This is a genomic window from Hansschlegelia sp., from assembly GCF_035538955.1.
Taxonomy (GTDB): Bacteria; Pseudomonadota; Alphaproteobacteria; order Rhizobiales; family Methylopilaceae; genus Methylopila.
Genome location: NZ_DATLJK010000014.1, coordinates 410,068 through 433,488, shown reverse-complemented (window position 1 = coordinate 433,488; position 23,421 = coordinate 410,068). Strand labels below are relative to the sequence as shown.

Genomic DNA, 23,421 nt, shown 5'->3' with positions numbered 1-23,421 from the left:
GAAGCCAGCGATCGAGGAACCAATGTCCACCTTCCGCGCTCTGCGCATCGACAAGGCCGAGACGGGCCAGACGATCTCCGCCGTCGATTTCGACGAAGCGGATCTGATGGACGGCGACGTGGTGGTCCGCGTCTCGCACTCGACGGTGAACTACAAGGACGGGCTCGCGATCACCGGCAAGTCCCCGGTGGTTCGCCGCTTCCCGATGATTCCCGGCATCGACTTCGCCGGGCGGGTGATGTCCTCGACCAGCCCCGAGTTCCGCGAGGGAGACGAGGTCATCCTCAACGGCTGGGGCGTCGGCGAGACCCATCTCGGAGGTTACGCGGAAGTGGCGCGGGTGAAGTCGGATTGGCTCGTGCCGCTGCCGGCGAACATGACGGCCGCAGAAGCGATGGCGGTCGGCACGGCCGGCTATACGGCGATGCTCTGCGTCATGGCGCTCGAGCGGCACGGCGTGACGCTCGAACGGGGGCCGGTCCTGGTCACCGGCGCATCAGGAGGCGTCGGCTCGGTCGCGGTCGCGCTGCTCGCCAGGCTCGGCTACGAGGTCGTGGCCTCGACCGGACGGACCGAGGAGGCGGACTACCTCCGTGGCCTCGGCGCCTCCTCGATTCTGCCGCGCGAGGAACTCGCCGCTCCTGGCAAGCCGCTCCAGAAGGAGCGGTTCGCCGGCGTGATCGACTCGGTCGGCTCGGTGCCGCTGGCGAATGCGATCGCCCAGACCATGGCGGGCGGCGCGGTGGCGGCCTGCGGGCTTGCGGCCGGAATGGACCTGCCGACCAGCGTCGCGCCCTTCATCCTGCGCGGCGTGTCGCTGCTCGGCATCAACAGCGTGACAGTGCCGAAGCCGATCCGTGTTGAAGCCTGGAGCCGGCTCGCCCGCGATCTTGACCGCGACAAGCTGGCGGCGATGACCAGGACGATCGGCTTCGACGACATCATCCCGACAGCGGAAGCCATTCTGGACGGCAAGGTGCGAGGCCGCGTGGTGGTCGAAATCTGAGCCCACGAGGCCGTTGCTCCGAGAGGGGCCGCGCTTCCTGAAGCGGCTTGGAGCCACGCGTGCGCGTCTGGCGAAACGCGTATAGACGTCCGTCCTCACATGCCGCTGTGATGCAAGGCACGAAAAATGACTGAGCCCGTCAACGTCGCCATCCTCGGCGCCTCCGGCTACACAGGCGCCGAGCTGATCCGCCTTCTGCTGCGGCACCCTCATGTCCGCATCGTGGCGTTGACGGCGGACCGCAAGGCCGACCAGGCGGTAGGCGACGTCTTCGCGCAGTTTGCCGGCGTGGACCTCCCGCGCCTGACGACGATCGGCGAGCTCGAGATCGACGCCGTCGATCTGGTCTTCTGCGCTCTGCCGCACGGCACGACGCAGCAGGTGATCGCCGATCTGATCGGGCGCAAGCCTTCGCTCAAGATTGTGGATTTGTCGGCGGATTTCCGCCTGGCTGATCCCGCGGCCTATGAGGAATGGTACGGCCATCCGCATCAGGCGCTCGAGCTTCAGCAGGAGGCGGCCTTCGGGCTCGTGGAGCTGAACCGGGAAGCGATCAGAAGCGCGCGGCTTGTGGCCAACCCCGGGTGCCACTCCACGACGTCGATCCTCCCGATCGTTCCGCTGCTGCGGGAACGGCTGATTCATCCGGATCAGATCGTCATCACCTCGGCGACCGGCATGTCGGGGGCGGGAAGGGGCGCGAAGGAGGAGATGCTGTTCTCTGAGGTGTCGGAGGGCGTGCACGCCTACGGGGTGGGGCGGCATCGCCACACTGCCGAGCTCGACCAGGAGTACGAGAAGGCCGCGGGACGCGCAGCGCGGGCGACGTTCACGCCGATGCTGCTCCCGATGAACCGTGGCATCTATGCGACGATCACCGTGACGCTCGAGGCGGGCGCGACGGCCGAGGCGCTGCACGCGGCGCTGGCGACCGCCTACTGGGGCGAGCCGTTCGTGCAGGTCCTGCCATTCGGCAAGGTTCCGCACTCACGGCACGTGCGCGGCTCAAACAACGTCCAGATCGGCGTGATCGCAGACCGCGGCCCGGACCGGGCCATCGTGATCTCGACGCTCGACAATCTGGTGAAGGGCGCCTCGGGTCAGGCGGTGCAGAACATGAACCTGGTCTGCGGCTTCGACGAGACCGAAGGGCTCGGCCAGTTCGCCCTGTTCCCGTGAGCCCGCCTTCCGGACTTTGACGCGGATCAAAGCGCCCGTCCGGATCCGCGCCGATGGTGTTCGCCTCGCTTGTGAGAGGACACCGCCATGCCACTTGAATCGGTCATCGTCGTCGCCGCCGTGCTTTCGATGTTCGGCGTGTTCGCGGGGGCGCTCGCTTACGCAATGGTTCGCTGAAACGGCGGACCGTCAGAGCGTTACGCCCTGACCTTCACGTAGGAGCCCGGCGCGTCCTCGATCGCGGGATAGGGACCGTCGCCGGGCGTTCTCGCCGGGACCATCGTCGCGTCCAAAGCGGCGAGCCAGGCCCGCCAGTCCGGCCACCAGGAGCCAGGGCGCTCCTCAGCCTGGGCAAACCAGTCCGAGAGCCTTCCGCGCGGCTCCTCGCCGACCCAGTGCTGGTATTTCATGCGCGCCGGCGGGTTCACGACGCCGGCGATGTGGCCGGAGCCGGAGAGCACGAAGCGCGCCGGCCCGCCAAACAGCTGCGCTCCGAGAAAGACCGATCGCGCCGGAGCGATATGGTCTTCGCGCGTCGCGAGATTATAGGTCGGCACGGTGACCTTCTTCAGGTCGAGCTTCGTGCCGCCGATCTCCATGCGGCCTTCCGCGAGATCGTTGTTGAGGTAGCAGCCGCGCAGATAGAACGAATGGTTCGCGGCCGGCATCCGCGTCGCGTCCGAGTTCCAATAGAGCAGGTCGAACGGGAAGGGCGCTTTGCCCTTCAGATAGTTGTTCACGACATAGGGCCAGATCAGGTCGTTCGACCGGATCATGTTGAAGGCGTTCGCCATTCGCGCGCCTTCGAGGTAGCCGGTCTGCGCCATGTGCGCCTCGACTGCGGCGATCTGATCCTCGTCCACGAACACTTTGAGGTCGCCGGCGTCGGTGAAGTCTACCTGGGCGGTCATGAAGGTCGCGCTCGCGATCCGCTCGTCGCCGGTCGCGGCCATGTAGGCGAGGGTGATCGCGAGCAGCGTGCCGCCCACGCAGTAACCGACAGTGTCGACCTTCTCGACGCCGCAGATCTCGCGCGCGACGTCGACCGCCCGCATGATCCCTTCACGCATGTAGTGCTCGAAGCTCTTCTGCGCGTGCCGCCTGTCCGGATTGACCCAAGACACGCAGAAGATGGTGAGCCCCTGTTCGACGCACCATTTGATCATGCTTTTTTCAGGCGTCAGGTCGAGAATGTAGAACTTGTTGATCCATGGCGGGACGATCACGATCGGTCGCGTGCGGACCATCTCGGTCGCCGGCGAATACTGGATCAGCTCGAACAGCTCGCCGCGGTAGACGACCTTGCCGGGCGACAGCGCAAGGTTTCGGCCGACCTCGAAGCTGGTCGGATCGGTCTGCCGGATGCGCAGGTCGCCTTCGCCGGCGGCGATATCCTCCGCCAGCATCCGCATGCCGCGCACCAGATTCTCGCCCTTGCTCGCGAGCGTCTCCCGGATCAGCTCCGGGTTCGTCGGAACGAAATTCGAAGGCGAGACGGCGTTCGACAGCAGCTTCACGTAGAAGGCCGCCTTTTGCCGGGTGTGCGGGTCGAGCTCCTCGGCCTCGTCGACCATCCGCTCCGCCCAGCGTGAGGCGTGCAGATAGGCCTGCTTGAGGAAGTCGAAGGCGGGGTGCTCGGACCACTCCGGGTCACGGAAGCGCTGGTCCTTTGGGTCAGGCTGGACGACCGGCTCGGCGGCTTCGCCCGAAAAGCGCCGCAGCGTTCCCGCCCAGAGATCGAGGAAGCCGCCCGTGAAGGCCCGCTGGGCCTCCGCCACGCGGCCGGGATCGGCCAGCCAGCGCTCGGCGACCTGCCCGAGCGTCTTTACGACATCCATCACCTCGTTCGCGCCCGCAGAGCCTTTGGCGCCGCTCTCACGCGGCCGCATATAGGCCGACACGGCGCGTCCGCTCTCTTCCCAGAGTCGCGCCATGTTGGTCGCGAACGCCTCGACCTCCGGGGTGAGGAAGAGAGATTCTTGGTGCCCGCCGCTACCGGCGCCGCCGCCCTGCGTCCGCTCGTCCCCGGCCCCCGGCCCGGTGGCTCGGGAGCTTGTCTCCTCCTCAGGGGCAGACGTGTTCTTGTGCGTCTCCGACCAGGCGGCGCGAGCGGCGCGGGCATTTTCGCGACGGGCGGCCGCCACGCCGCGCGTGTTGTCCGCGGAGGTCTTCTTGACAGAACGAGCAGGTTTTTTCGGGGTCTTGCCCTCCGCAGCCGCCTCGCGCGGCTTCGGCTTGGCGCGAACCGTTTTGGGCGCGTCGCCGGAGCGCTGCTTCGGCGGCGTGCGCGCCGGTCCTGCCTCCGGCGTCACACTCTTCGGCTGCGATTTGGGCGTGTCCGGCTCCGCGCGACGTCTGGGCGCCTTCGCCGGACGTGAGACAGCCTCGACCTGCTTGGTCGGGGATCGGCTCACGACGCTCCGGGCCATGCGGGCTGTCCTTCCCTCGAAACCACGGTGATGTCGCCGCCCAGACGCGTCCGTGGGTTGCTTCAAGTCTTGTTCCCGTGACAATAGGCGCAAGCCGCTCGGGACGCCACGGCCAGCGGGCCTCGCTATCTGTTTCGACCCTCATTCTTTCGCCAGAGACGCGCCGATGACCCTGCCAGGGAAGCTCTTTCGCGCCGCGCTCATTGTCGGCGTCGGCGCTGCCGGCCTGCAGGCGTGCGGACCCTACGGTCCGAAGGGCGATCGGGGGCTGCCGCCCCCGCCTGCCGACCTGCCGTACCCGAACGTCTATCGCACTCAGCCGGACGCCCACAGCAAGCTCAAGACGGCTGAGGAGCAGAAGCGGCTCCAGGCCGATCTGCTTGCGGGCAAGCGGCAGTCCCGGTCGAGCCGCTAGGCTTTAGCCGCCTTTGGGGCGACAGGCGCGACGCCCGGGTTTGATCGCAATCGGCCCGTAAGATATTGGGTTGAGACTCGGCTGCTCTAGCCGCTCCAATCGCGAAACGCGCCGCCATGTCCGAATTTCACTCCGTTCGCCGCCTGCCGCCTTACGTGTTCGAACAGGTGAACCGGGTGAAGGCCGCCGCACGCAAGGCCGGCGCCGACATCATCGATCTCGGCATGGGCAATCCGGACCTGCCGACGCCGGAGCACATCAACGCCAAGCTCGTCGAAGCGGTGACGAAGCCGCGGACCAACCGCTACTCGACCTCCAAGGGCATTCCGGGCCTCAGGCGCGCGCAGGCGGCCTATTACGCTCGACGGTTCGGCGTGAAGCTCGACCCGGAGACGCAGATCGTCGCGACGCTCGGCTCCAAGGAAGGCTTCGCCAATATGGCGCAGGCCATCACCGCGCCGGGCGACGTGGTGCTGGCTCCGAACCCGAGCTATCCGATCCACGCTTTCGGCTTCCTGATGGCTGGCGGCGTCATCCGCAACGTGCCGGCCACTCCGGGACCGGATTACTTTCGCGCGCTTGAGCGCGCGGTGATCCATTCGATCCCGAAGCCGATCGCCATCATCACCTGCTATCCGTCCAATCCGACCGCGGAGGTGGCGGACCTCGATTTCTACAGGGACGTCATCCGCTTCGCGAAGCAGCACGATTTGTTCGTGCTCTCCGACCTCGCTTATTCGGAGATCTACTTCGACGGCGCGCCGCCGCCCTCGATCCTGCAAGTTCCCGGGGCGTTCGACGTTGCGGTCGAGTTCACCTCGCTGTCGAAGACCTATTCGATGCCAGGCTGGCGCGTGGGCTTTGCGGTCGGAAACGAGCGGCTGATCGCGGCGCTCGCCCGCGTGAAATCCTATCTCGACTATGGCGCCTACACGCCGATCCAGGTTGCGGCTTCAGCCGCGCTGAACGGGCCGGACGACTGCATCGTCGAGGCGCGTGAAATCTACCGCAAGCGCCGCGACACGCTGGTCGAATCGTTCGGTCGGGCCGGTTTCCCGGTGCCGTCGCCGCGCGCCTCGATGTTCGCCTGGGCCCCCATCCCGGAGAAGTTCCGGCCGCTCGGCAGCGTCGAATTCTCCAAGCTGCTGGTGGAGAAGGCGTCCGTGGCCGTCGCGCCCGGCATCGGCTTCGGCGAGCATGGCGACGACTTCGTTCGCATCGCGCTGGTCGAGAACGAGCATCGCATCCGCCAGGCCGCGCGCTCGATCCGGCGGTTTCTTGAAACGGCGGACGATACGTTGCACAACGTCGTCCCGCTCGCAGCGGCCCGGTGAGTGAAGGCCGGGACGCCCGCGCGCCAGCCCTGAAGCAATAGCCGCGCGGACGCGCTGCATGCTTCGAGACGCCCTGGTTCGACGCCAGGGCTCTTCAGCATGAGGCGCGTTCGCCGACGGCTTTTCGCCGCCTGATGCTGAGGAGCGTCCCCCGCGGATGCGCTTCGATGCTCGGCCTGCCGTGGCGGTCCGCCACGTCCCTCTGCCTCTGAACGGAACAGCCTCATGGCCGAACCTCTCAAAGTCGGCGTCGCCGGTCTCGGCACCGTCGGCGCCTCGGTTGTCCGCATCCTCTCCGCCAAGGCGGAGCAGATCGCGGCGCGCGCCGGCCGCCCGATCGTGGTGACGGCGGTCTCCGCCCGCGACAAGGCCCGCAATCGCGGCCTCGATCTGTTGAACGTCGCCTGGCACATGGATCCGAGCCAGCTTGCGCGCTCCCGCGACGTCGACCTCGTGGTGGAGCTGGTCGGAGGCGCCGAGGGCGCGGCGCGATCCTGCGTCGAGACCGCGATCGGCGCAGGCCGCCCGGTCGTCACCGCCAACAAGGCTCTGCTCGCCAAGCACGGCGTGGCCCTCGCGCTGAGCGCCGAGGCGGCGGGCGTGACCATCGCTTTCGAGGCGGCAGTCGCAGGCGGGATCCCGATCGTGAAGACCCTGCGCGAGGGCCTGACCGCCAACAGCGTCAGCCGCGTGTTCGGCATCCTGAACGGCACGTGCAACTACATACTGACGCGCATGGAGAAGGATCGCATCGGCTTCGCCGAATGCCTCGCCGACGCCCAGCGCCTCGGCTACGCCGAGGCCGATCCGACCTTCGACATCGGCGGGTTCGACGCCGCTCACAAGCTCGCGCTGCTCGCCGCCCTCGCCTTCGGCGTCCAGATCGATCCCGACGGCATCTATGTCGAGGGCATCGCCTCTATCACGCCGTTCGATCTCGCGATGGCCGAGGAGCTCGGCTTTCGCGTCAAGCTGCTCGGGGTGGCCACGCAGAGCGAAGCCGGCATCGAGCTTCGGGTGCACCCCTCCATGCTGCCGAAGGACAGCGCCATCGCCCGCGTGGATGGCGTCACCAACGCTGTCGAGATCGATGGCGACGCGGTCGGCGCCCTCGTGCTCGCGGGCCCGGGGGCCGGCGGTGACGCAACCGCCTCCGCGGTGATCGCAGACATCGTGGATATCGCCCGCGGCGCCAAACTGCCGGTGTTCGGCGTGCCGGCGGCGGAGCTGGCCGTGCCGAAGCGGGCGCCGATGGGCACCCATCATGGCGGTTACTATATCCGTCTCTCGGTCCTCGACCGGCCCGGCGCGGCCGCGGCGATCGCCACCCGCATGGCCGAGCAGGGCATCTCACTGCGCAGCATCGTCCAGCGGGGGCGGGAGCCGGACTTCGATCGGCCGAGCCCGGATCCTGTCGCAGTGGTGCTAATCACTTACGCTACCAACGAGGCTGCGCTGCGCGTGGCGCTGGACGCGATCGAGGCGGACGGCCATATCGATGGAGCGCCTCAAGTGATACGAATCGAGAAGCGTTGAGGCGGAGCGCGCAACGACGCGCCGAGGAAACGTCATGGCTAAAGCGGGCGCTGCGCGACGCTCCGTCGTGTCCCTTCGGGGCGCGGCGACGAAGTCTCTCTCTCTCCATGAGATGATCGACCGGTCGTTGGTCATCGAGGTGGTTCGTGTCACGGAGCAAGCGGCCGTGGCGGCCGCTCGGCTCAGGGGGCGCGGCGACGAGATGGCGGCCGATCAGGCCGCGGTCGACGCCATGCGGCGGATGCTGAACGCGCTCCCGATCCACGGCACGGTGGTGATCGGCGAGGGCGAGCGCGACGCCGCTCCGATGCTCTACATCGGCGAGGAGGTCGGAGATCCGGCCGGTCCGCGCTTCGACATCGCGCTCGATCCGCTCGAGGGCACGACCCTGTGCGCCAAGGATCAACCGAACGCGATCACCGCCATCGCGCTCGCCGAGCCCGGCACGCTGCTCAACGCACCAGACGTCTACATGGACAAGATCGCCATCGGGCGCGGTTACCCCGAAGACACGGTTCACCTGGACGCGCCTCCCGCTGAGAACATCAGCAGGCTCGCAGCGGCCAAGGGCGTCGCGGTCGGCGAGATCACCGCCTGCGTGCTCGACCGGCCGCGCCACGCCAAGCTCATCGAGGCGATCCGCGCGACGGGCGCGGCGGTGCGGCTGATCACGGACGGCGACATCGCAGGCGTGGTGGACGCGACGAACCCGCACGACACCGGCGTCGACATCTATCTGGGCGTCGGCGGCGCGCCTGAGGGCGTGCTCGCGGCCGCGGCGCTGAAATGCCTCGGCGGCTTCATGCAGGGCCGCCTCCTGCTTGACGACCCGGACAGCCGCCGGCGCGCGGGCGAGATGGGCATCAGCGATCCTCGGCGCGTCTACGGCGTGGCCGATATGGCCGCAGGCGACGTGCTGTTTGCCGCGACCGGGGTCACCGACGGCGGCATGCTGGCCGGCGTCCGCTTCGGACCGAAGGGGATCGTCACCGAGACGATCGTGATGCGCCACTCCACGGGCGCTTGCCGGCGGATACGCTCGGAGCACCGGATGACGGAGCGGTTCGACCGGGCCTGAGCGGCTGGGCGGCTGCGGGCTTCTCGGGTACCAACGGTGTCCGAGCCTCGCCGCGATTCGGCGGGTGTGACGAGACGATCGCCTGAATGACCGCCGCTCTTCGCTCCGCTTTCCCGCGCGGCGACGCGTTTCTCGGCGTCGAAGCCTCCTTCGACGGTCGGCTCTGGCGCGACCGGCTGGACGCGCGTGGCCGCGCCGCCGCGGCCGAGATCGTGCGCGACCACGGCCATTCGGAGCTGCTCGCGCGTGTGCTCGCAGGGCGGAGCGTCGCAAGCGCGGAGGCTCCGCTTTACCTAGACCCGTCGCTTCGCGGGCTGATGCCGGACCCGTCCTGCATGACGGATATGGAGCCGGCCGCCGCCCGGCTCGCCGATGCGATCGAACGCCGCGAAGCGATCGCTGTGTTCGGCGATTATGACGTCGACGGCGCGACCTCCGCGGCCTTGCTGGCAGGGTTCGTCGGCGACGCCGGCGGCGACGTCCGGACCTATATCCCCGACCGCATCTTCGAAGGGTACGGGCCCAATGTCGGAGCGATCGATATGCTTGCCGACGGCGGCGCCCGGCTGCTGGTCACGGTCGACTGCGGCTCGACGAGCTTCGACGCGCTCGCGCACGCCCGCCGCCGCGGGATGGACGTCGTCGTCCTCGACCACCACCAGGTCGGGGCCGAACTTCCGCCCGTAAACGCGCTGGTCAACCCCAACCGGCAGGACGACCTTTCCGGTCTCGGTCACCTGGCGGCCTGCGGCGTGGTGTTCATGACGCTGGTCGCCACCCAGCGGGAGCTTCGCCGCCGCGGTTTCTGGGCCGCTCGCGGCAGTGAGCCGGACCTTCTTGCGGCGCTCGATCTCGTCGCCCTCGGCACCGTCGCCGACGTCGTGCCGCTGACCGGCCTGAACCGCGCCTTCGTCACCAAGGGTCTGATCGCGATGCGCTCGCGCCGGCGTCTCGGCCTGCGCGCGCTCATGGACGCGGCGCGGCTCGACGGGCCGGCGGCGCCCTATCATCTGGGGTTTCTGCTCGGCCCCCGGATCAATGCGGGAGGTCGCATCGGGGACGCAGGGCTCGGCTGTCGGCTGATGCTGTGCGACGACGAGACCGAAGCGACCCGCATCGCCGCCGAGCTCGATCGGCTGAACGGCGAGCGGCAGGCGATCGAACGCGCCACGCTCGCGGAGGCGGAGGCCGAGGCGCTCTCGGCGCTGGGGCTCGACGGGGAAGGCGCGGCCGTCGCTGTCGTCTCCGGCGAAGGCTGGCACCCCGGCGTCGTCGGGCTGGTGGCTGCGCGGCTGAAGGAGCGGCACCGCCGCCCGGCCTTTGCGGTGGCGTTCGCCGCCGACGGGATCGGCACCGGATCCGGGCGCTCGATCGTAGGCGTCGATCTCGGCGCGGCCGTCCGGGCTGCTGTCGGCGAGGGTCTGCTGATCAAGGGGGGCGGCCACGCCATGGCTGCCGGCGTGACCGTCAGACGGGACCGGCTGGGCGCGTTGCGGGCGTTCCTCGAAGAGCGTCTCGCGGCGGCCGTGACGGCCGCCCGCGGCGAACGCGCCTTGAAGGTCGACGCCGCTCTGACGGCGGCGGCGGCCACGCCGGACCTCGTGCGCGAGCTTGACCGGGCCGGTCCATATGGCGCCGGCTCGCCGGAGCCGCTGCTGGCGCTGCCAGGGCATACGGTGGCTTCCGCTGAGGTCGTCGGCCAGGGACACATCCGGCTGCGGCTGCGCGCCGGCGACGGCGCCGCCGTGGGCGCGATGGCGTTCCGTGCGGCCGAGACGGACCTCGGCCGGGCGCTGCTGGCGAGCCGGGGCGGCCGGATTCATGCGGCCGGCTCGCTCACGATCGACCGCTGGGGCGGCTCGGAGCGTGTCTGTCTTCGGATAGTGGACGCGGCGCGCGCAGAGTTCTGACGCGCTTGTGCGTCGCACGCGTATTGCCGCCGGCCCTTTGCTGCGCCACCTGTCCGACACGTTCGCAGGATAGCGTCGCGCCGCTTCCCGCAGATTAGCCCCCCTAGCCGAAGAGCCTCGTGTCCGATCACGCCCGCAGCGAGCCCCTTTCGGGAGCAGGCCAGCCGCAGATGCCCGGCGGAGGCTTTTCGGACGTTTTGCGGCGGCTGGGCGAGAGCGATCATGAACGCGTCAGCGTCGGGGCGATCCTTGAGGCGTTCGGCGACCGGGCGTTCGGAGCGTTGCTGCTGGTGTTCGCGCTTCCGAACGCCTTGCCGATGCCGCCCGGCACCTCAGCGATTCTGGGCGCGCCGCTGGTGTTCATCGCCTTCCAGCTGATGATTGGCCGCGCCGTGCTCTGGCTGCCGCGCTTCATCACCGAGCGGTCGATGCGTCGCGAGGACTTTCGCACGCTCACCGAAAAGGTCATTCCGTGGATCATGCGGCTGGAGCGGCTGCTGAAGCCGCGGGCGCAGTGGCTCACGACGCCGGTCGCGGACCGCTTCACCGGCGCGGCCTGTTTTCTGCTGTCGTTGATTCTCTTCCTGCCGATCCCGTTCGGCAACATGCCGCCCGCCGCTGCGATCTCGGCCTTTGCGCTCGGGATGATCGAAGCCGACGGCGCGGCGATCGCGATCGGTTGGCTGGCGGCCGCAGGCAGCTTCGGAATCATGGCGGCGCTCTGGAAGGTCATCCTGGCGGGTATCCACACCTTTGCGGGCCCGTTGCTGCGGCTCTTCGGCCTCTGAGAGGTCGCGCCGCAGGCTTCAGTCTTGCCCGGGCGCCGCAACCCCCCTATACGTCCCCCCGCCGCGCCCTTCGTCTATCGGTTAGGACGTCAGCCTTTCACGCTGGAGAGACGGGTTCGACTCCCGTAGGGCGCGCCATTCCATCCTTGCTGTCGGTCAGTCTCAGAGCGTCGCCGCGTCGCTTGTGAGCGGGGAGGCGGGTCGGCGCCTGTCGCGCGCTACCGCTTGCCGGTGAGCACGTCCCGCAGCGCCGGACTGCGAACCCAAAGCCCGCCCCAAACCACGGCCCCGAGGCAGACGCCGAACAGCACGTGGGTCAGAAGCGGGCTGCCGACCCGAATGTGGCTCGCGACAGCGCCGCCGAGATAAGCCGTCAGCAGCACGGCGCCGAACACCGAGGACGGCGGGTAGGCGTAGATCAGCGTCGCAACGATTTCGGCCAGCCCGAGGAGCCGCAGCAAGGTCGGGTCGGCAGGCCAGCCGAGCGCCTGCATGGCGTCCACGACCGGCTGAAGCGGAACAAGCTTCATCGCGCCGTCCGCGAGCAGGAACAGAATGGCGAGGCCGCTCAGCGCGCGCCCGGTCCATGCGGCGCGGCTCGTTCGTCCGGCTGGCGGAGGAGGCGACGTCGTGGCCATGCTGATCCTCAGGCTCCCAACCGCGCGCCCGCCGCAAGGCTGGCCGACTTGGCCCAGTCGCCCGCCGGCGCCTTCGCTTCGCCTTCCGGCTGGACGCGGGTCACCCGGAACCGGCCATCGGCGCAGACGACCAAAAAGCCGTCCGGCTCGATGGCGACGATCTCGCCGACCTTGCCCCCGATGTCCTGCGGGCTCCTGGCCGGCAGCGGCTTCGCGTCGAGGATCTTGAGGACCTTGCCCTCGAGCGTCGTCCAGGCGCCGGGGGAGGGGTTGCAGCCGCGGATCAGGCGGTCGATCTGCTGCCACGGCTTGCCCCAATCGATCCGGGCGTTGCCCTTGCGGCAGAGACCTTCATAGCTCGCCCGGCTCTCGTCCTGCCTGATCCGCGGCGCCTTGCCGACCTTGACCAGATCGACAGCCTCCAGAATCGCCTCCACGCCCATCGGGAACAGGCGGTCAAAATAGACCGAGCCGAGCGTATCCTCCGGCCCGATCGGCGTGGTCTTCTGCAAAAGCACGTCGCCGGTGTCGAGCCCGTCATCGGGCCAGAAGATCGACAAGCCGGTCTCGGCCTCGCCCTTGATGATCGGCCAATTGATCGATGAGCCGCCCCGATGGGCGGGCAGGAGGGACGGGTGGTACTGGATCGACCCATGGGTCGGGACGTTGAGGAAGTCCGACGGCACGAACAACGTGACGAAGGCCATGACCTGCAGATCAGGCTTCAGCGCCCGGAATTCCTCCACGACGGCTTCGTCCTTGTAGGACGCGGGCTGACGCACCGTCAGGCCCGCGGCGAGCGCCGCCTCCTTGAGCGGATCGGCCTTATGGCCCTCCTGCTCGGGCGCCACATAGACTGCGACGACCTCCTCACCGCGCGCCAGCAGCGCCTCGAGCACCGCTTTTCCAAAAGCCTGCTGGCCGTGAACGACGATCCGCATCGGGTTCTCCGCGATTTCTCGGCGCCGGTAATCGAGAGCGGCGACTATGACGGCGGCCGGAGCATTTGAAGCGTGAGCGTTTTCGAACCAGCCGGCGCCGTGCTGTGGCTGACCGACATCACGCGGTCCCAGGCCGAAATCAAGGTCGCCTTATCAGCGCCGCTTTACGAGTACGGGCGACAGAGAGCCAATGGGCTCGCCTATGCCAAGTATGCTGTGTCCGAACACGATGGCTGGACCGGCGTGGCGGGGTTCTTCTGTCGTCACGGCGAAACGATCCGGCGGCTCATCGCGTCGGGCGCCATCGGAGCGGCGACGCTCGATCTGATGTTTGTCTTCCCGCAGACAGAATTTCGCGAAGCGCAGAGGTCCCGGCCGACGTTGCGGCGATGGTGAGGGCGTGCGGCGTCAGCCTCGTGGTCTCGACCTACCCGTCAGAGGGTAGCTGAGCCGGCGGCCCCGGCCGCAAAAAAAGCCCTGCCGCCGGAGCGGCAGGGCTGCAACTGATGCGATCGCAGCGTTACTCCGCCGCGAGCTTGGTCACGCGCCCGCAGGCGCCCGAACCCTCGATTTCGGCGATCTCGTTGTCGCTATAGCCGAGCACCTCGCGGAGAATTTCCTCGGTGTGCTCGCCGAGCAGGGGCGAGCGGACGACGTCGACCGGGCTGTTCGAGAACTTGATGGGGCTGCCGACCGTCAGATACTTGCCGCGGGTCGGATGATCGACCTCGACGACGGTGCCGTTCTTCCGCAGCGCCTCGTCCTCGGCGATCTCCTTCATCGACAGGATCGGCCCGCAGGGGATGTCATACTCGTTGAGGATGTCCATCGCCTCGAACTTGTCGTGCTTCATCGTCCACGCTTCGATGCGCGTGAAGATCTCGTTCAGATGCGGCAGACGCGCCTTCGGGGTGGCGTAGTTCGGATCGGTCTTCCAGCTCGGCTCCCCGATGATGTCGCAGATCGGCTCCCACACCGCGGCCTGAGTGATGAAGTAGATGTAGGCGTTGGGATCGTGCTCCCAGCCCTTGCACTTCAGGATGCGGCCAGGCTGCCCGCCGCCGGAATCGTTGCCGGCCCGCGGGACCGCGTCGCCGAACGGCACGCCTTCGCCGAACTGGCTGTATTCCTGCAGCGGCCCATGCTCGAGGCGCTGCTGGTCGCGGAGCTTCACGCGGCACAGGTTCAGCACGGCATCCTGCATGGCGCAGTCCACCTTCTGGCCTTCGCCCGAGTGGGTCCGGTGATAGAGGGCCGTCACGATGCCGAGCGCGAGATGCAGGCCGGTGCCGGAATCGCCGATCTGCGCGCCGGTGACCATCGGGACGCTGTCGCGGAAACCGGTGGTGGAAGCCGAACCGCCAGCGCACTGGGCGACGTTCTCATAGACCTTGCAGTCCTGGTAGCGACCCGGGCCAAACCCCTTGACGGAGGCCACGATCAGCCTCGGATTGGCCTCGTGCAGCTTCTCCCAGGAGAAACCCATCCGGTCGAGCGCGCCGGGCGCGAAGTTTTCGACGAGGACGTCGCACTCCTTCACCAGCCGCCAGAGCACTTCCTTGCCCTTGGGGCTCTTGGTGTCGATCGTGATCGAGCGCTTATTGTGGTTCAGCATCGTGAAATAGAGGCTGTCCACGTCCGGGATGTCCTGGAGCTGCTGCCGGGTCGCGTCGCCCGCGCCGGGGCGCTCCACCTTGATGACGTCCGCGCCGAACCAGGCGAGCAACTGCGTGCAGGTCGGGCCCGACTGCACATGGGTGAAGTCCAAGATCCGGACCCCTTCGAGAGCCTTGCTCATATCGTCTTCTCCTCCCGTCCCGGGGCGATTGCTATGCCATCTTGCTGGTGTGCCAGCCTTTAAGCGGAATTGGCGTCGCGGGAAAAGCGTCGTCAGATCGCCTCAAGGCCGCGCGACCTTATACTTAAGTCCAAGTCGGTGTCGCCGTCCGGTCGGCGACGCTTGGCGATGAGTCGATCCGCTCCGGCAGCGACAGTCCGGCTGGCGGCTCGGCGATGCAGCTGCCGCGGGCTCCGCGCCGCTCTCCGATGGAGGCTTCGCGGGAGCGCCTGCAAACGTGTTGTGGCCTCACGCGCCTCCAACCAGGAAAGCTGGCATCCCAGGAAACGCCCTGTCAACGAGCGCTGCGGCGCCGATTCTTCACTGATCGGTTGCGCTGCAAAATCAGCGGAGCCGCATCGCGGGCTGCGCGCTGGGTCCGATCGTCTCTCAGCGCGGCCAAGATGCCTTAGACTTTCGTCCAAGGCCGGCGAGCTTGATGCCGACCGAAGTCATCACCGCGCATTCCGCTCCTGCCGGCGGTTTGCGCTCCATCTGGCAGACTCTTCTCGGATGCTTCCGCGGATTGCGGAGATCGACGCCCGCAGTGGCTCGATCGAGCCTCTGGCATCTGATTTTCGCGCCCGGTGCGGCTCAGGCCGCCATTTTCAACGCCGTCCCGCGTTTTTTCCTCTCAGAAAGGCGTTTTTTTTTCTTCAACTTTCACAACGCTCTCCTCCCATTTTCTACCTTGTAAGCAGTGTCGCAGACGTGTCGCTGTGCTTTTCGCTCTTGCCCAACTGGCATTAGGCATACCAGGATGTCTGCCAAGAGTGGCGTCGACCGCTCGGGTAAAAGCAAAAGCTTAAAGGGGTAGGAAATGATAACTTCGCCTGAGACTGGGGGTCATGCGCCCCGGGTCAGCGACGCCTATCGCTGGACCCAGCTCGCCGTCGGCGTGCTCTGCATGGTCATGATCGCCAACCTCCAATATGGTTGGACGTTCTTCGTCACCGACATCGAAAAGACCTTCGGCTGGGACCGCGCTGCGATCCAGTGGGCGTTCACGCTGTTCGTTCTGTTCGAGACCTGGCTTGTCCCGGTTGAGGGCTGGTTCGTCGACAAATACGGACCGCGCTCCGTCGTCATGTTCGGCGGCGTGCTGTGCGGCCTCGGCTGGGTCATCAACGGCTACGCCACAAGCCTGACCGGCTTCTATGTCGGCCAGGTGATCGCGGGCATCGGCGCCGGCGCCGTCTACGGCACCTGCGTGGGCAACGCCCTCAAATGGTTCCCCGACAAGCGCGGCCTTGCGGCGGGCATCACCGCGGCGGGCTTCGGCGCGGGTTCGGCTCTGACGGTCGCGCCGATCCAGTCGATGATCGCCAATTCCGGCTTCCAGGCGGCCTTCATCAACTTTGGCATCGGCCAGGCGGTGATCATCCTGATCGCCTCGATCTTCCTGGTCGGTCCGATGGTCGGCCAGACGCCGGCTCCCGTCATCAGCCACAACATCGTTCAGTCTCGGCGGAACTACCGCCCGGCCGAGGTGCTGAGGCACCCGATCTTCTGGCTGATGTACCTGATGTTCGTCGCTGTCGGCGCCGGCGGCCTGATGGTCACCGCCAATCTCAAGCCGATCGCGGCTGACTTCCACATCGACAAGATGAGCGTCACGCTCGTCGGCCTGACCATGACGACCGTGACCTTCGCCGCCACGATCGACCGCATCCTGAACGGCCTCACCCGTCCGTTCTTCGGCTGGATCTCCGACAAGATCGGTCGCGAGAACACGATGTTCATCGCGTTCGGCTTCGAAGGCGTGGGCATCTACCTGCTGTACCTCTACGGCCATGATCCCGTGCTGTTCGTGATCCTGACCGGTCTGGTGTTCTTCGCCTGGGGCGAGATCTACTCGCTGTTCCCGTCGACCTGCACCGACACTTTCGGTTCGAAGTTCGCGACCACCAACGCCGGCCTGCTCTACACGGCGAAGGGCACCGCCTCACTGCTCGTGCCGTTCGCCAACTATCTGCAGCAGTCCAGCGGCAGCTGGGACGGCGTGTTCCTCGTGGCTGCGGGCGCGAACATTCTCGCTTCGCTCCTCGCGATCCTCGTCCTCAAGCCCTGGCGCCGGCGTGTCGTCGCCAATGCGCTTGAGTCGCAGGAGACCGGCGCGGCGCGCAGCGTGCCCGCCGTCTGACCTAGGGCGGGCGCCCGCCCGAACTTCAGTCCTCAAGGCCTCCGGCGACCCCCGCCGGAGGCCTTTTGGGTCGATAACAGGCGCAAACCTGGTCCGGGGGGAACGGGCTTTGATCTCGGCGTGTCTGATTAGCGCGCGTGATCAACGGCGTCCCTGACGCCACCTCGGGGGCATTGCCCGATCGGGCCGGGGCTGCTTCTGAAAACTTCCGCGGAGCGTCAGCCCTGCAGTCTGGGGCAGGCCAAAAGAGAGCCCGCAGGAGCCTCTCCGCCTTTAGTCTGCGGCGGAATGAATCTTCGCCGCTCCGCCCGGCTCTGGTATGCAAGATTAAGGTCGGGTTTGGCCCGGGGGAGTGAGAGCCTTGAGAACACCGTTGCGCTGGCCAGTCGAGGACGACCCGCATGACGAGCTCGTTCTCGAGCGCTTTGCTCCGGAGGAAACCTACAAGACGAGGGTTTACGCCGCGCTCAAGCAGGCGATCGTCAACATGGACATCTACTCCTCCGACGAGCCGACATGGCTTGACGAGCGCCAGCTTTCGGAGCGGCTCGGCGTCAGTCGGACGCCGGTGCGCGAGGCGATCGCGATGCTGGAGCAGGAGGGCTTCGTGAAGTCGATGCCGCGCCGCGGCATCATGGTGCTGAAGAAGACTCGGCGCGAGGTCACGGAGATGATCGAGGCGTGGGCCGCCCTGGAGAGCATGGCCGCCCGTCTCGCCGCCCAGAGGGCGAGCGACGTCGAGATCGGCAAACTCCGGAAGCTGTTCGAGGGCTTCAACGAGAGCCACAGGCCGGCGGACTATCTCAGCGAGTACTCCGCCGCCAACATCCAGTTCCACCAGACGCTGATCAAGCTCAGCGGCTCGCACGCGCTGCTCGAGATCACCTCGAACATCCTCATGCATGTCCGCGGCATCCGCCAGATCACGATCGGCCGCGACGACCGCGCCACGCGCTCGATGGACGACCATCTCGCGATCATCGAGGCGCTCGAGCGCCGCGACGTGGAGGGCGCGGAGCGCCGCTCGCGGGATCACACGCTCGGCCTCGCCAGCTATGTCGAGGAGCACGGCGACATCTTCGACTGAACGCGCGGCGCCTGCGTCAGCCCTTGGGCGAATTGGCGCTCGGCGCCGTCAGGTATACCAAAGACCGCCGCACCTGCGCCCGACAGAGGGACCCGTCGCGCCATGCGACTGCATGAATTCCAGGCGAAGCGGCTGCTCGCCGACTATGGACTGCCCACGCCGCGGGGCGCTGTCGCCTTCACACCTGACGAGGCGGAGGCGATCGCGCGCGATCTCGCGGTCAGCCCTGTCGCGGTCAAGGCGCAGGTGCTCGCCGGCGACCGGCTGCAGGCTGGCGGCGTGCGTATGGCGCACGGGCCGGCGACGGTGCGCTCCGCAGCCGCCGCCATGCTCGGGCAGCGCCTCGCGACCGCGCAGACCGAAGACGACGGCCTGATCGTCCGCCGCGTCTATGTGGAAGAGGGCGTCGCGATCGCCCGGCAGCTCTATTTGACGCTGTTGATCGATCTCAGGACCGCCGGTCTCGTCGTGCTCGGCAGTCCGGAGGGCGGCGAAGGAATCGAGGAGCGCGAGCGCAAGGGCGAACTGCGCTGCGAGCGGTTGAGCCTGCCGATCGCCCGTCCTGCAGATCGCTCTGAACTCTCCGGGTTTCTCGCCCGGCTCGGGCTCGAAGGCCCGACCAACGAAGCCGGCTGCGACCTCGTCGAGGGACTGCGGCGCGCGTTTGTCGAACTCGACGCCAGCCTCATCGAGATCAATCCGCTTGCGGTGACGGCGTCCGGCGAGCTCAAGGCGATCGACGTCAAGATGACGCTCGACGACAACGCGCTGTTCCGCCATCCCGAGCTCGCGTCGCTGCGCGACGAAGCCGAGGCCGAACGGCTGAAGCTGAGCGCGCACCGCAACCAGCTGAATTTCGTCCAGCTCGACGGCGACATCGGGCTCGTGTCGAACGGCGCCGGGCTTGGGCTCGCGACGCTCGACATGGTGCATCGCGCCGGCGGCCGGCCCGCCAACTTCATGGACATCCGCACCACCGCGCGCAGCCTCGACATCGCGCACGGCTTCGCGCTGCTGCTCGACAACCCGAAGATACGCACCCTGCTGATCAACGTGCATGGCGGCGGCATGCAGTCTTGCGACACGATCGCCGAGGGTCTCGGCATCGCGCTGCGCAAGTCCGGCCGCAAGCTGCCGATCGTGGTCCGGCTGGCGGGCCTCAACGCCGATCTCGGCCGCTACCGGCTGGCGAATTTCGGCTGTCACGTCATCGAGGCGCCCGACATGGGCGCGGCCGCCGAGCGCGCCGTCGCGGTCGCAGCGGGAAGGGCCTGACATGGCGATTCTGCTCGACCGCGACACGCGCGTGCTGTGCCAGGGAATGACCGGCTGGGCCGGCACCCATCACGTCGCGCAGATGATCGAGTACGGCACGCAGGTGGTCGCCGGCGTCACGCCCGGCAAAGGCGGCCGCACGCATATCGGCCTGCCGGTCTATGATCGCGTCGCGGAGGCCAAGGCGGCGACCGGGGCGAACGCCAGCATCGTCTTCGTGCCGCCCGCCAATGCGGCGGCGGCGATGATCGAGGCGATCGAGGCCGAAATCCCGCTGATCGTCGCGGTCACCGAGCGGGTGCCGGTGCTCGACATGATCCGGGTGCGGGACGCCCTCAAGGGGGCCGGCTCCCGGTTGGTCGGCGCCAATTCGCAAGGCGTTCTGGCTCCGGGGATCTGCAAGCTCGGCGTCATGGCGACGGGATCGGAGCGGCCTGGCGGCGTCGGGATCGTCTCTCGCTCAGCCTCGCTCACCAGCGAGGTGGTGGCTCAGGTCACGGAAGCTGGCCTTGGCCAGTCCACTACTGTCGGTGTCGGCGGCGATCCGGTGCACGGGATGTCGATGCGCGATTGCCTCGAACTGTTTCTGGCCGACGACGAGACCAAGGGCGTGGTCCTGATCGGCGAGATCGGCGGTTTCGAGGAGCAGGAGGTCGCCGACTACATGGCGGAGGCGAAGCCCGCAAAGCCGGTCGTCGCGCTGATCGTCGGGACCCACGCGCCGCGTGAGCGCCGCATGGGCCACGCCGGCGCGCTGACATCGGCCGCGACCGGCGACGCGTCCGCAAAGGCCGCCGCGCTGGAGCGGGCCGGCGCGCGCATCGCGGGGAGCGCGCATCTCGTCGGCCGAACGATCGCCGAGGCGCTTTCCAGAGCCCGGTAGGACGCGAAGCCGGCTGCGCCGGATCGCGCGCGATCTCTTCAAGAAGAACACCGGGGCGCAGGCCGCCCGCCGAGTAAGGACGACGGGGGAAGGCCATGAAAATCTGCATCTACGGCGCCGGCGCCATCGGCGGCTACATGGCCGTGCTGATGAAGCAGGCCGGCATCGACGTCTCGCTGGTCGCGCGCGGGCCGCATCTGGCGGCCATTCAGGAACGCGGCCTGAAGCTGATCATCGACGGCGAAGAGAAAGTCGCCGCCATGCCGGCGACCCGCAACGCCGCGGAGCTCGGGCCGCAGGACTTCGTCATCATCGGCCTCAAATCCCATCAGGCGTGGGAGTCCGCCGAGGATCTCAGGCCGCTGCTGGGCCCGAACACCGCCGTGGTGACCGCGCAGAACGGCGTGCCGTGGTGGTATTTCCACGGCCTCGAGGGCCCTTACGCGGACCTCCGGCTGAAGACCGTCGACCCGGGCGACAGGCAGTGGAACGCGATCGGCCCGCAGCGCGTGATCGGCGCGACCGTCTATCCGGCGACGGAAATCATCGAGCCGGGGGTCATCAAGCACACCTATGGCGACGCGTTCGGGCTTGGCGAGCCCAACCGCGCCAAGACGGACCGGCTGAAGGCGTTCGGCGACGCCCTTCAGGCGAGCGGTCTCAAGGCGCGTTACTATGACGACATCCGCGACGACATCTGGCTGAAGCTCTGGGGCAATCTCTGCTTCAACCCGATCTCGGCGCTGACCCGCGCGACGCTCGATGTCGTCGCCACCGATCCGGGCACACGCTCCCTCGCCAGGAGGATGATGCTCGAGGCGCAGCAGATCGGCGAAAAGCTTGGCGCGACCTTCAAGGTCGACGTCGACCGGCGCATCGACGGCGCCGCACGCGTCGGCGCCCACCGCACCTCGATGCTGCAGGATCTGGAAGCCGGCAAGCCGATCGAGCTCGACGCGCTGCTCTCCGCGGTTCAGGAGATGGGGCAGCTCGTCCAGGTGGAGACGCCCTTCATCGACGCCGTTCTGGGGCTCGCCAAACAGATGGGGCGTTCCTTCGGCGTCTACCCGACCTTCCCGGACGAGCTCGCGGAGCAGCCGCAGCTCGCCGCCGCAGGCTAACCGCCACGAGGGGTCTCTCAGCGTCCGGCCGCGGCGGCTTCAGAAATCGGCAAAGTGATCATGCGGGCGCCTCGCCATTCCGGTTCCGGCGTCGCAAGCTGACGATCCGTTCTACGCCGTGAAGGATCGCCGATGTCACCTGCCGCACTGACCCGCTGGGCGCCGCATGTTCTCAGCATTCTACGGATTATGGCCGCGCTGCTGTTCATCGCGCATGGAACGATGAAGCTCATAGGGTTCCCGGCGGCCTATCCGAACCCGCTGACCGCGCTGTCCGCCACCGCCGGCGTGCTCGAGATGTTCGGCGGGTTCCTGTTGGCGATCGGCCTCTTCACCCGTCCGGTCGCCTTTCTGCTATCAGGTCAGATGGCGGTGGCCTACTTCATGGCCCACGCCCCGAAGAGCTTCTACCCGGCGCTCAACGGCGGCGACGCGGCGATCCTGTTCTGCTTCATCTTCCTCTATCTGGTGTTCGCGGGCCCCGGCCCCTGGAGCGTCGACGCCATGCGGGCGAAGACCGACCGCGTCTGACCTTTGGCCGGCATCGGGCCGTCGAGCGGCGCGAGGCCGGACCGAGCCGCCTCTCGTCCGGCTGCAGCCGAGCGGCGGGCCGCGACGACCGTCCGGGCGAGCCGCCTCAGGTCAGGCGGCGGGGCGGCCTTGTTGTCGTAGAGGTGGCGGTCGAGCTCGGCGATCGCCGCCCGGACGTCGCTCCGGCCTGACCAGGCGGCGGAGCGCTCCGGCTCGGCGCGCGCAAGCTCGGAGATCGCCGCGCGCGTCTCCGCCGCGTCGGCGCGCCGGGCGGCCGCCTTAAGCTTCCACAGCGCCCGCGGCGGCAAACCAGCCCAGAGCGAGCGTCGGCTTCCGCCGGCGAGCAGCAGCGCCGCCCCGGCTATGAAGGCGATCACACCGGCCGCCAGGGTGGCCGCCATCGCGGGGCGCTCAGGCTCGGCCGCCGCGGCCGCCGATGACGCGGCCGCCGCCCACGCCATGCGCTGCGCCGGGATCGTAGCGGTCCGCATGGTCCGAGAGACCGTGTCGAACCACGGGATTTGCACCGGCTCCACGATCGCCGGAGCGGCGGTCGTCGGCCGCATGTCCCAACGGTAGACCGCACGCGCGATCGGTCCGTTTTCGGTGATCTTGGTGTCGCGTTCGGTCGGGCCGCGGAAGCTGATCACGCCGGGCGAGCGCATCACCGGCGGCGGAGGAAGCTGCTCGGCCGTCACGCCCACGGCCTCGATGGTGACTGTGCGACGGGTCGTCTCCCCGCGCGGCACGTGGTTCGGATCGGACGCCCACTCGTCGGTGACCCGAACCTCACTCGCGGGAAGCCACCAGACATTGGGATCAGAGGGGCCGCCGGCTCCGGTCCATTTCGCGATGTTGATCGTGACGGGCGCGGACTTCACCTCCAGCTCGCGGCTGCCGACGCCGTCGACGACGCTCAGCTTGTGCGTGAAACTGCCGATTGTGAGCGGGCCGCTCTTTTCGGCGAAGACCGCGATCACCCGCTCATATCCGTTCGCCGAGAAGCCGCCGAAGGTCGTCTCGAACGCCTTGTCCTTGGTGAGGTGCATCCAGCCGAAATCCGTCAGCGACGGCTGCAGCAGGTGCTGGATCTTGATCTTGGGACGATAGGTGCCGCGGATGCGCACGAGGATGAGCTCGTTCGGATACGGATCGACGCCGTGGGTCTCAGGCAAGACCTCCAGTTTGACGTCGTCGAAGATCGTGCGGTCCTGCGCGGCGGCCGGCGCGCCCGCGAGAACGAAGCCTGTCATCAGGATGGCCAGGGCGGCCGCGACCGGTTTCGCCATG

Annotated in this window: 20 protein-coding genes and 1 tRNA gene; 16 read left to right on the top strand and 5 right to left on the bottom strand. The window is 67.9% G+C overall.

All coding sequences use genetic code 11. From position 1 onward, the window contains the following. Positions 1–22 precede the first annotated feature (22 nt). Positions 23–1,006: an MDR family oxidoreductase gene (locus VM780_RS11465; RefSeq protein ID WP_325447403.1), complete on the top strand. Its 984-nt coding sequence runs from the start codon at positions 23–25 to the stop codon at positions 1,004–1,006. Positions 1,007–1,132: 126 nt separating this feature from the next. Beyond that, positions 1,133–2,185, top strand: coding sequence for an N-acetyl-gamma-glutamyl-phosphate reductase (argC, locus tag VM780_RS11460; protein ID WP_325447402.1), 1,053 nt, complete (start codon positions 1,133–1,135; stop codon positions 2,183–2,185). A 197-nt stretch (positions 2,186–2,382) separates the two neighbouring features. Here the strand turns inward: argC and phaC are convergent, their stop codons facing one another. Continuing rightward, a complete protein-coding gene (gene phaC, locus VM780_RS11455) occupies positions 2,383–4,119 on the bottom strand; it encodes a class I poly(R)-hydroxyalkanoic acid synthase (protein ID WP_325447595.1) in 1,737 nt (578 codons plus the stop codon). A 661-nt stretch (positions 4,120–4,780) separates the two neighbouring features. Here phaC and VM780_RS11450 point away from each other — a divergent pair. The 7 genes from VM780_RS11450 (at position 4,781) to VM780_RS11420 (ending at position 11,813) form a co-directional block, all read left to right on the top strand. Then, the gene (locus VM780_RS11450) at positions 4,781–5,029 is read left to right on the top strand and encodes a hypothetical protein (RefSeq protein ID WP_325447401.1); all 249 of its coding nucleotides are present in this window, start codon (positions 4,781–4,783) and stop codon (positions 5,027–5,029) included. A 116-nt stretch (positions 5,030–5,145) separates the two neighbouring features. Further along, on the top strand, positions 5,146–6,363 hold the full coding sequence (locus tag VM780_RS11445; protein ID WP_325447400.1) for an LL-diaminopimelate aminotransferase: 1,218 nt from the start codon (positions 5,146–5,148) through the stop codon (positions 6,361–6,363). A gap of 225 nt (positions 6,364–6,588) precedes the next feature. Next, positions 6,589–7,899, top strand: a complete 1,311-nt coding sequence (locus tag VM780_RS11440) for a homoserine dehydrogenase (RefSeq protein ID WP_325447399.1) — start codon at positions 6,589–6,591, stop codon at positions 7,897–7,899. A gap of 112 nt (positions 7,900–8,011) precedes the next feature. After that, the gene (gene glpX, locus VM780_RS11435; RefSeq protein WP_325447593.1) at positions 8,012–8,977 is read left to right on the top strand and encodes a class II fructose-bisphosphatase; all 966 of its coding nucleotides are present in this window, start codon (positions 8,012–8,014) and stop codon (positions 8,975–8,977) included. Between the two features lie 86 nt (positions 8,978–9,063). Further along, the gene (gene recJ, locus VM780_RS11430; protein WP_325447398.1) at positions 9,064–10,887 is read left to right on the top strand and encodes a single-stranded-DNA-specific exonuclease RecJ; all 1,824 of its coding nucleotides are present in this window, start codon (positions 9,064–9,066) and stop codon (positions 10,885–10,887) included. Between the two features lie 119 nt (positions 10,888–11,006). Further along, positions 11,007–11,675: an exopolysaccharide biosynthesis protein gene (locus VM780_RS11425; RefSeq protein WP_325447397.1), complete on the top strand. Its 669-nt coding sequence runs from the start codon at positions 11,007–11,009 to the stop codon at positions 11,673–11,675. Between the two features lie 63 nt (positions 11,676–11,738). Beyond that, a tRNA-Glu gene (locus VM780_RS11420) sits at positions 11,739–11,813 on the top strand. An 80-nt stretch (positions 11,814–11,893) separates the two neighbouring features. Here VM780_RS11420 and VM780_RS11415 read toward each other — a convergent pair. Both VM780_RS11415 and VM780_RS11410 read right to left on the bottom strand, forming a co-directional pair. Further along, a complete protein-coding gene (locus tag VM780_RS11415; RefSeq protein ID WP_325447396.1) occupies positions 11,894–12,313 on the bottom strand; it encodes a DoxX family protein in 420 nt (139 codons plus the stop codon). 8 nt (positions 12,314–12,321) lie between these two features. After that, positions 12,322–13,254, bottom strand: coding sequence for a methionyl-tRNA formyltransferase (locus VM780_RS11410; protein ID WP_325447395.1), 933 nt, complete (start codon positions 13,252–13,254; stop codon positions 12,322–12,324). 72 nt (positions 13,255–13,326) lie between these two features. Between VM780_RS11410 and VM780_RS11405 the strand changes: the two genes are divergently transcribed. Continuing rightward, positions 13,327–13,650 carry a hypothetical protein gene (locus VM780_RS11405; protein WP_325447394.1) on the top strand — a complete coding sequence of 108 codons (324 nt, stop codon included), beginning with the start codon at positions 13,327–13,329 and terminating at the stop codon, positions 13,648–13,650. Positions 13,651–13,774: 124 nt separating this feature from the next. Here VM780_RS11405 and frc read toward each other — a convergent pair whose 3' ends face one another. Then, positions 13,775–15,052, bottom strand: coding sequence for a formyl-CoA transferase (gene frc / locus VM780_RS11400; RefSeq protein WP_325447393.1), 1,278 nt, complete (start codon positions 15,050–15,052; stop codon positions 13,775–13,777). Between the two features lie 859 nt (positions 15,053–15,911). Between frc and oxlT the strand changes: the two genes are divergently transcribed. The 6 genes from oxlT (at position 15,912) to VM780_RS11370 (ending at position 22,131) form a co-directional block, all read left to right on the top strand. Beyond that, positions 15,912–17,234, top strand: coding sequence for an oxalate/formate MFS antiporter (gene oxlT / locus VM780_RS11395; RefSeq protein WP_325447392.1), 1,323 nt, complete (start codon positions 15,912–15,914; stop codon positions 17,232–17,234). Between the two features lie 361 nt (positions 17,235–17,595). Continuing rightward, the gene (locus VM780_RS11390) at positions 17,596–18,321 is read left to right on the top strand and encodes a GntR family transcriptional regulator (protein ID WP_325447391.1); all 726 of its coding nucleotides are present in this window, start codon (positions 17,596–17,598) and stop codon (positions 18,319–18,321) included. Between the two features lie 102 nt (positions 18,322–18,423). Beyond that, on the top strand, positions 18,424–19,596 hold the full coding sequence (sucC, locus tag VM780_RS11385; protein ID WP_325447390.1) for an ADP-forming succinate--CoA ligase subunit beta: 1,173 nt from the start codon (positions 18,424–18,426) through the stop codon (positions 19,594–19,596). Position 19,597: 1 nt separating this feature from the next. Beyond that, positions 19,598–20,479 (top strand): succinate--CoA ligase subunit alpha, encoded by an 882-nt coding sequence (sucD, locus tag VM780_RS11380; protein ID WP_325447389.1) that lies wholly within the window; start codon positions 19,598–19,600, stop codon positions 20,477–20,479. A gap of 95 nt (positions 20,480–20,574) precedes the next feature. Next, on the top strand, positions 20,575–21,600 hold the full coding sequence (locus VM780_RS11375; RefSeq protein ID WP_325447388.1) for a 2-dehydropantoate 2-reductase: 1,026 nt from the start codon (positions 20,575–20,577) through the stop codon (positions 21,598–21,600). A gap of 132 nt (positions 21,601–21,732) precedes the next feature. Further along, on the top strand, positions 21,733–22,131 hold the full coding sequence (locus VM780_RS11370; RefSeq protein ID WP_325447387.1) for a DoxX family protein: 399 nt from the start codon (positions 21,733–21,735) through the stop codon (positions 22,129–22,131). On the opposite strand, the gene VM780_RS11365 is transcribed toward VM780_RS11370, so the two are convergent. Further along, entirely contained in the window at positions 22,062–23,420 is a 1,359-nt protein-coding gene (locus VM780_RS11365; RefSeq protein ID WP_325447386.1) for a hypothetical protein, read from the bottom strand. The two genes, VM780_RS11370 and VM780_RS11365, sit on opposite strands and share 70 nt — an antisense overlap. Position 23,421: the final 1 nt, after the last annotated feature.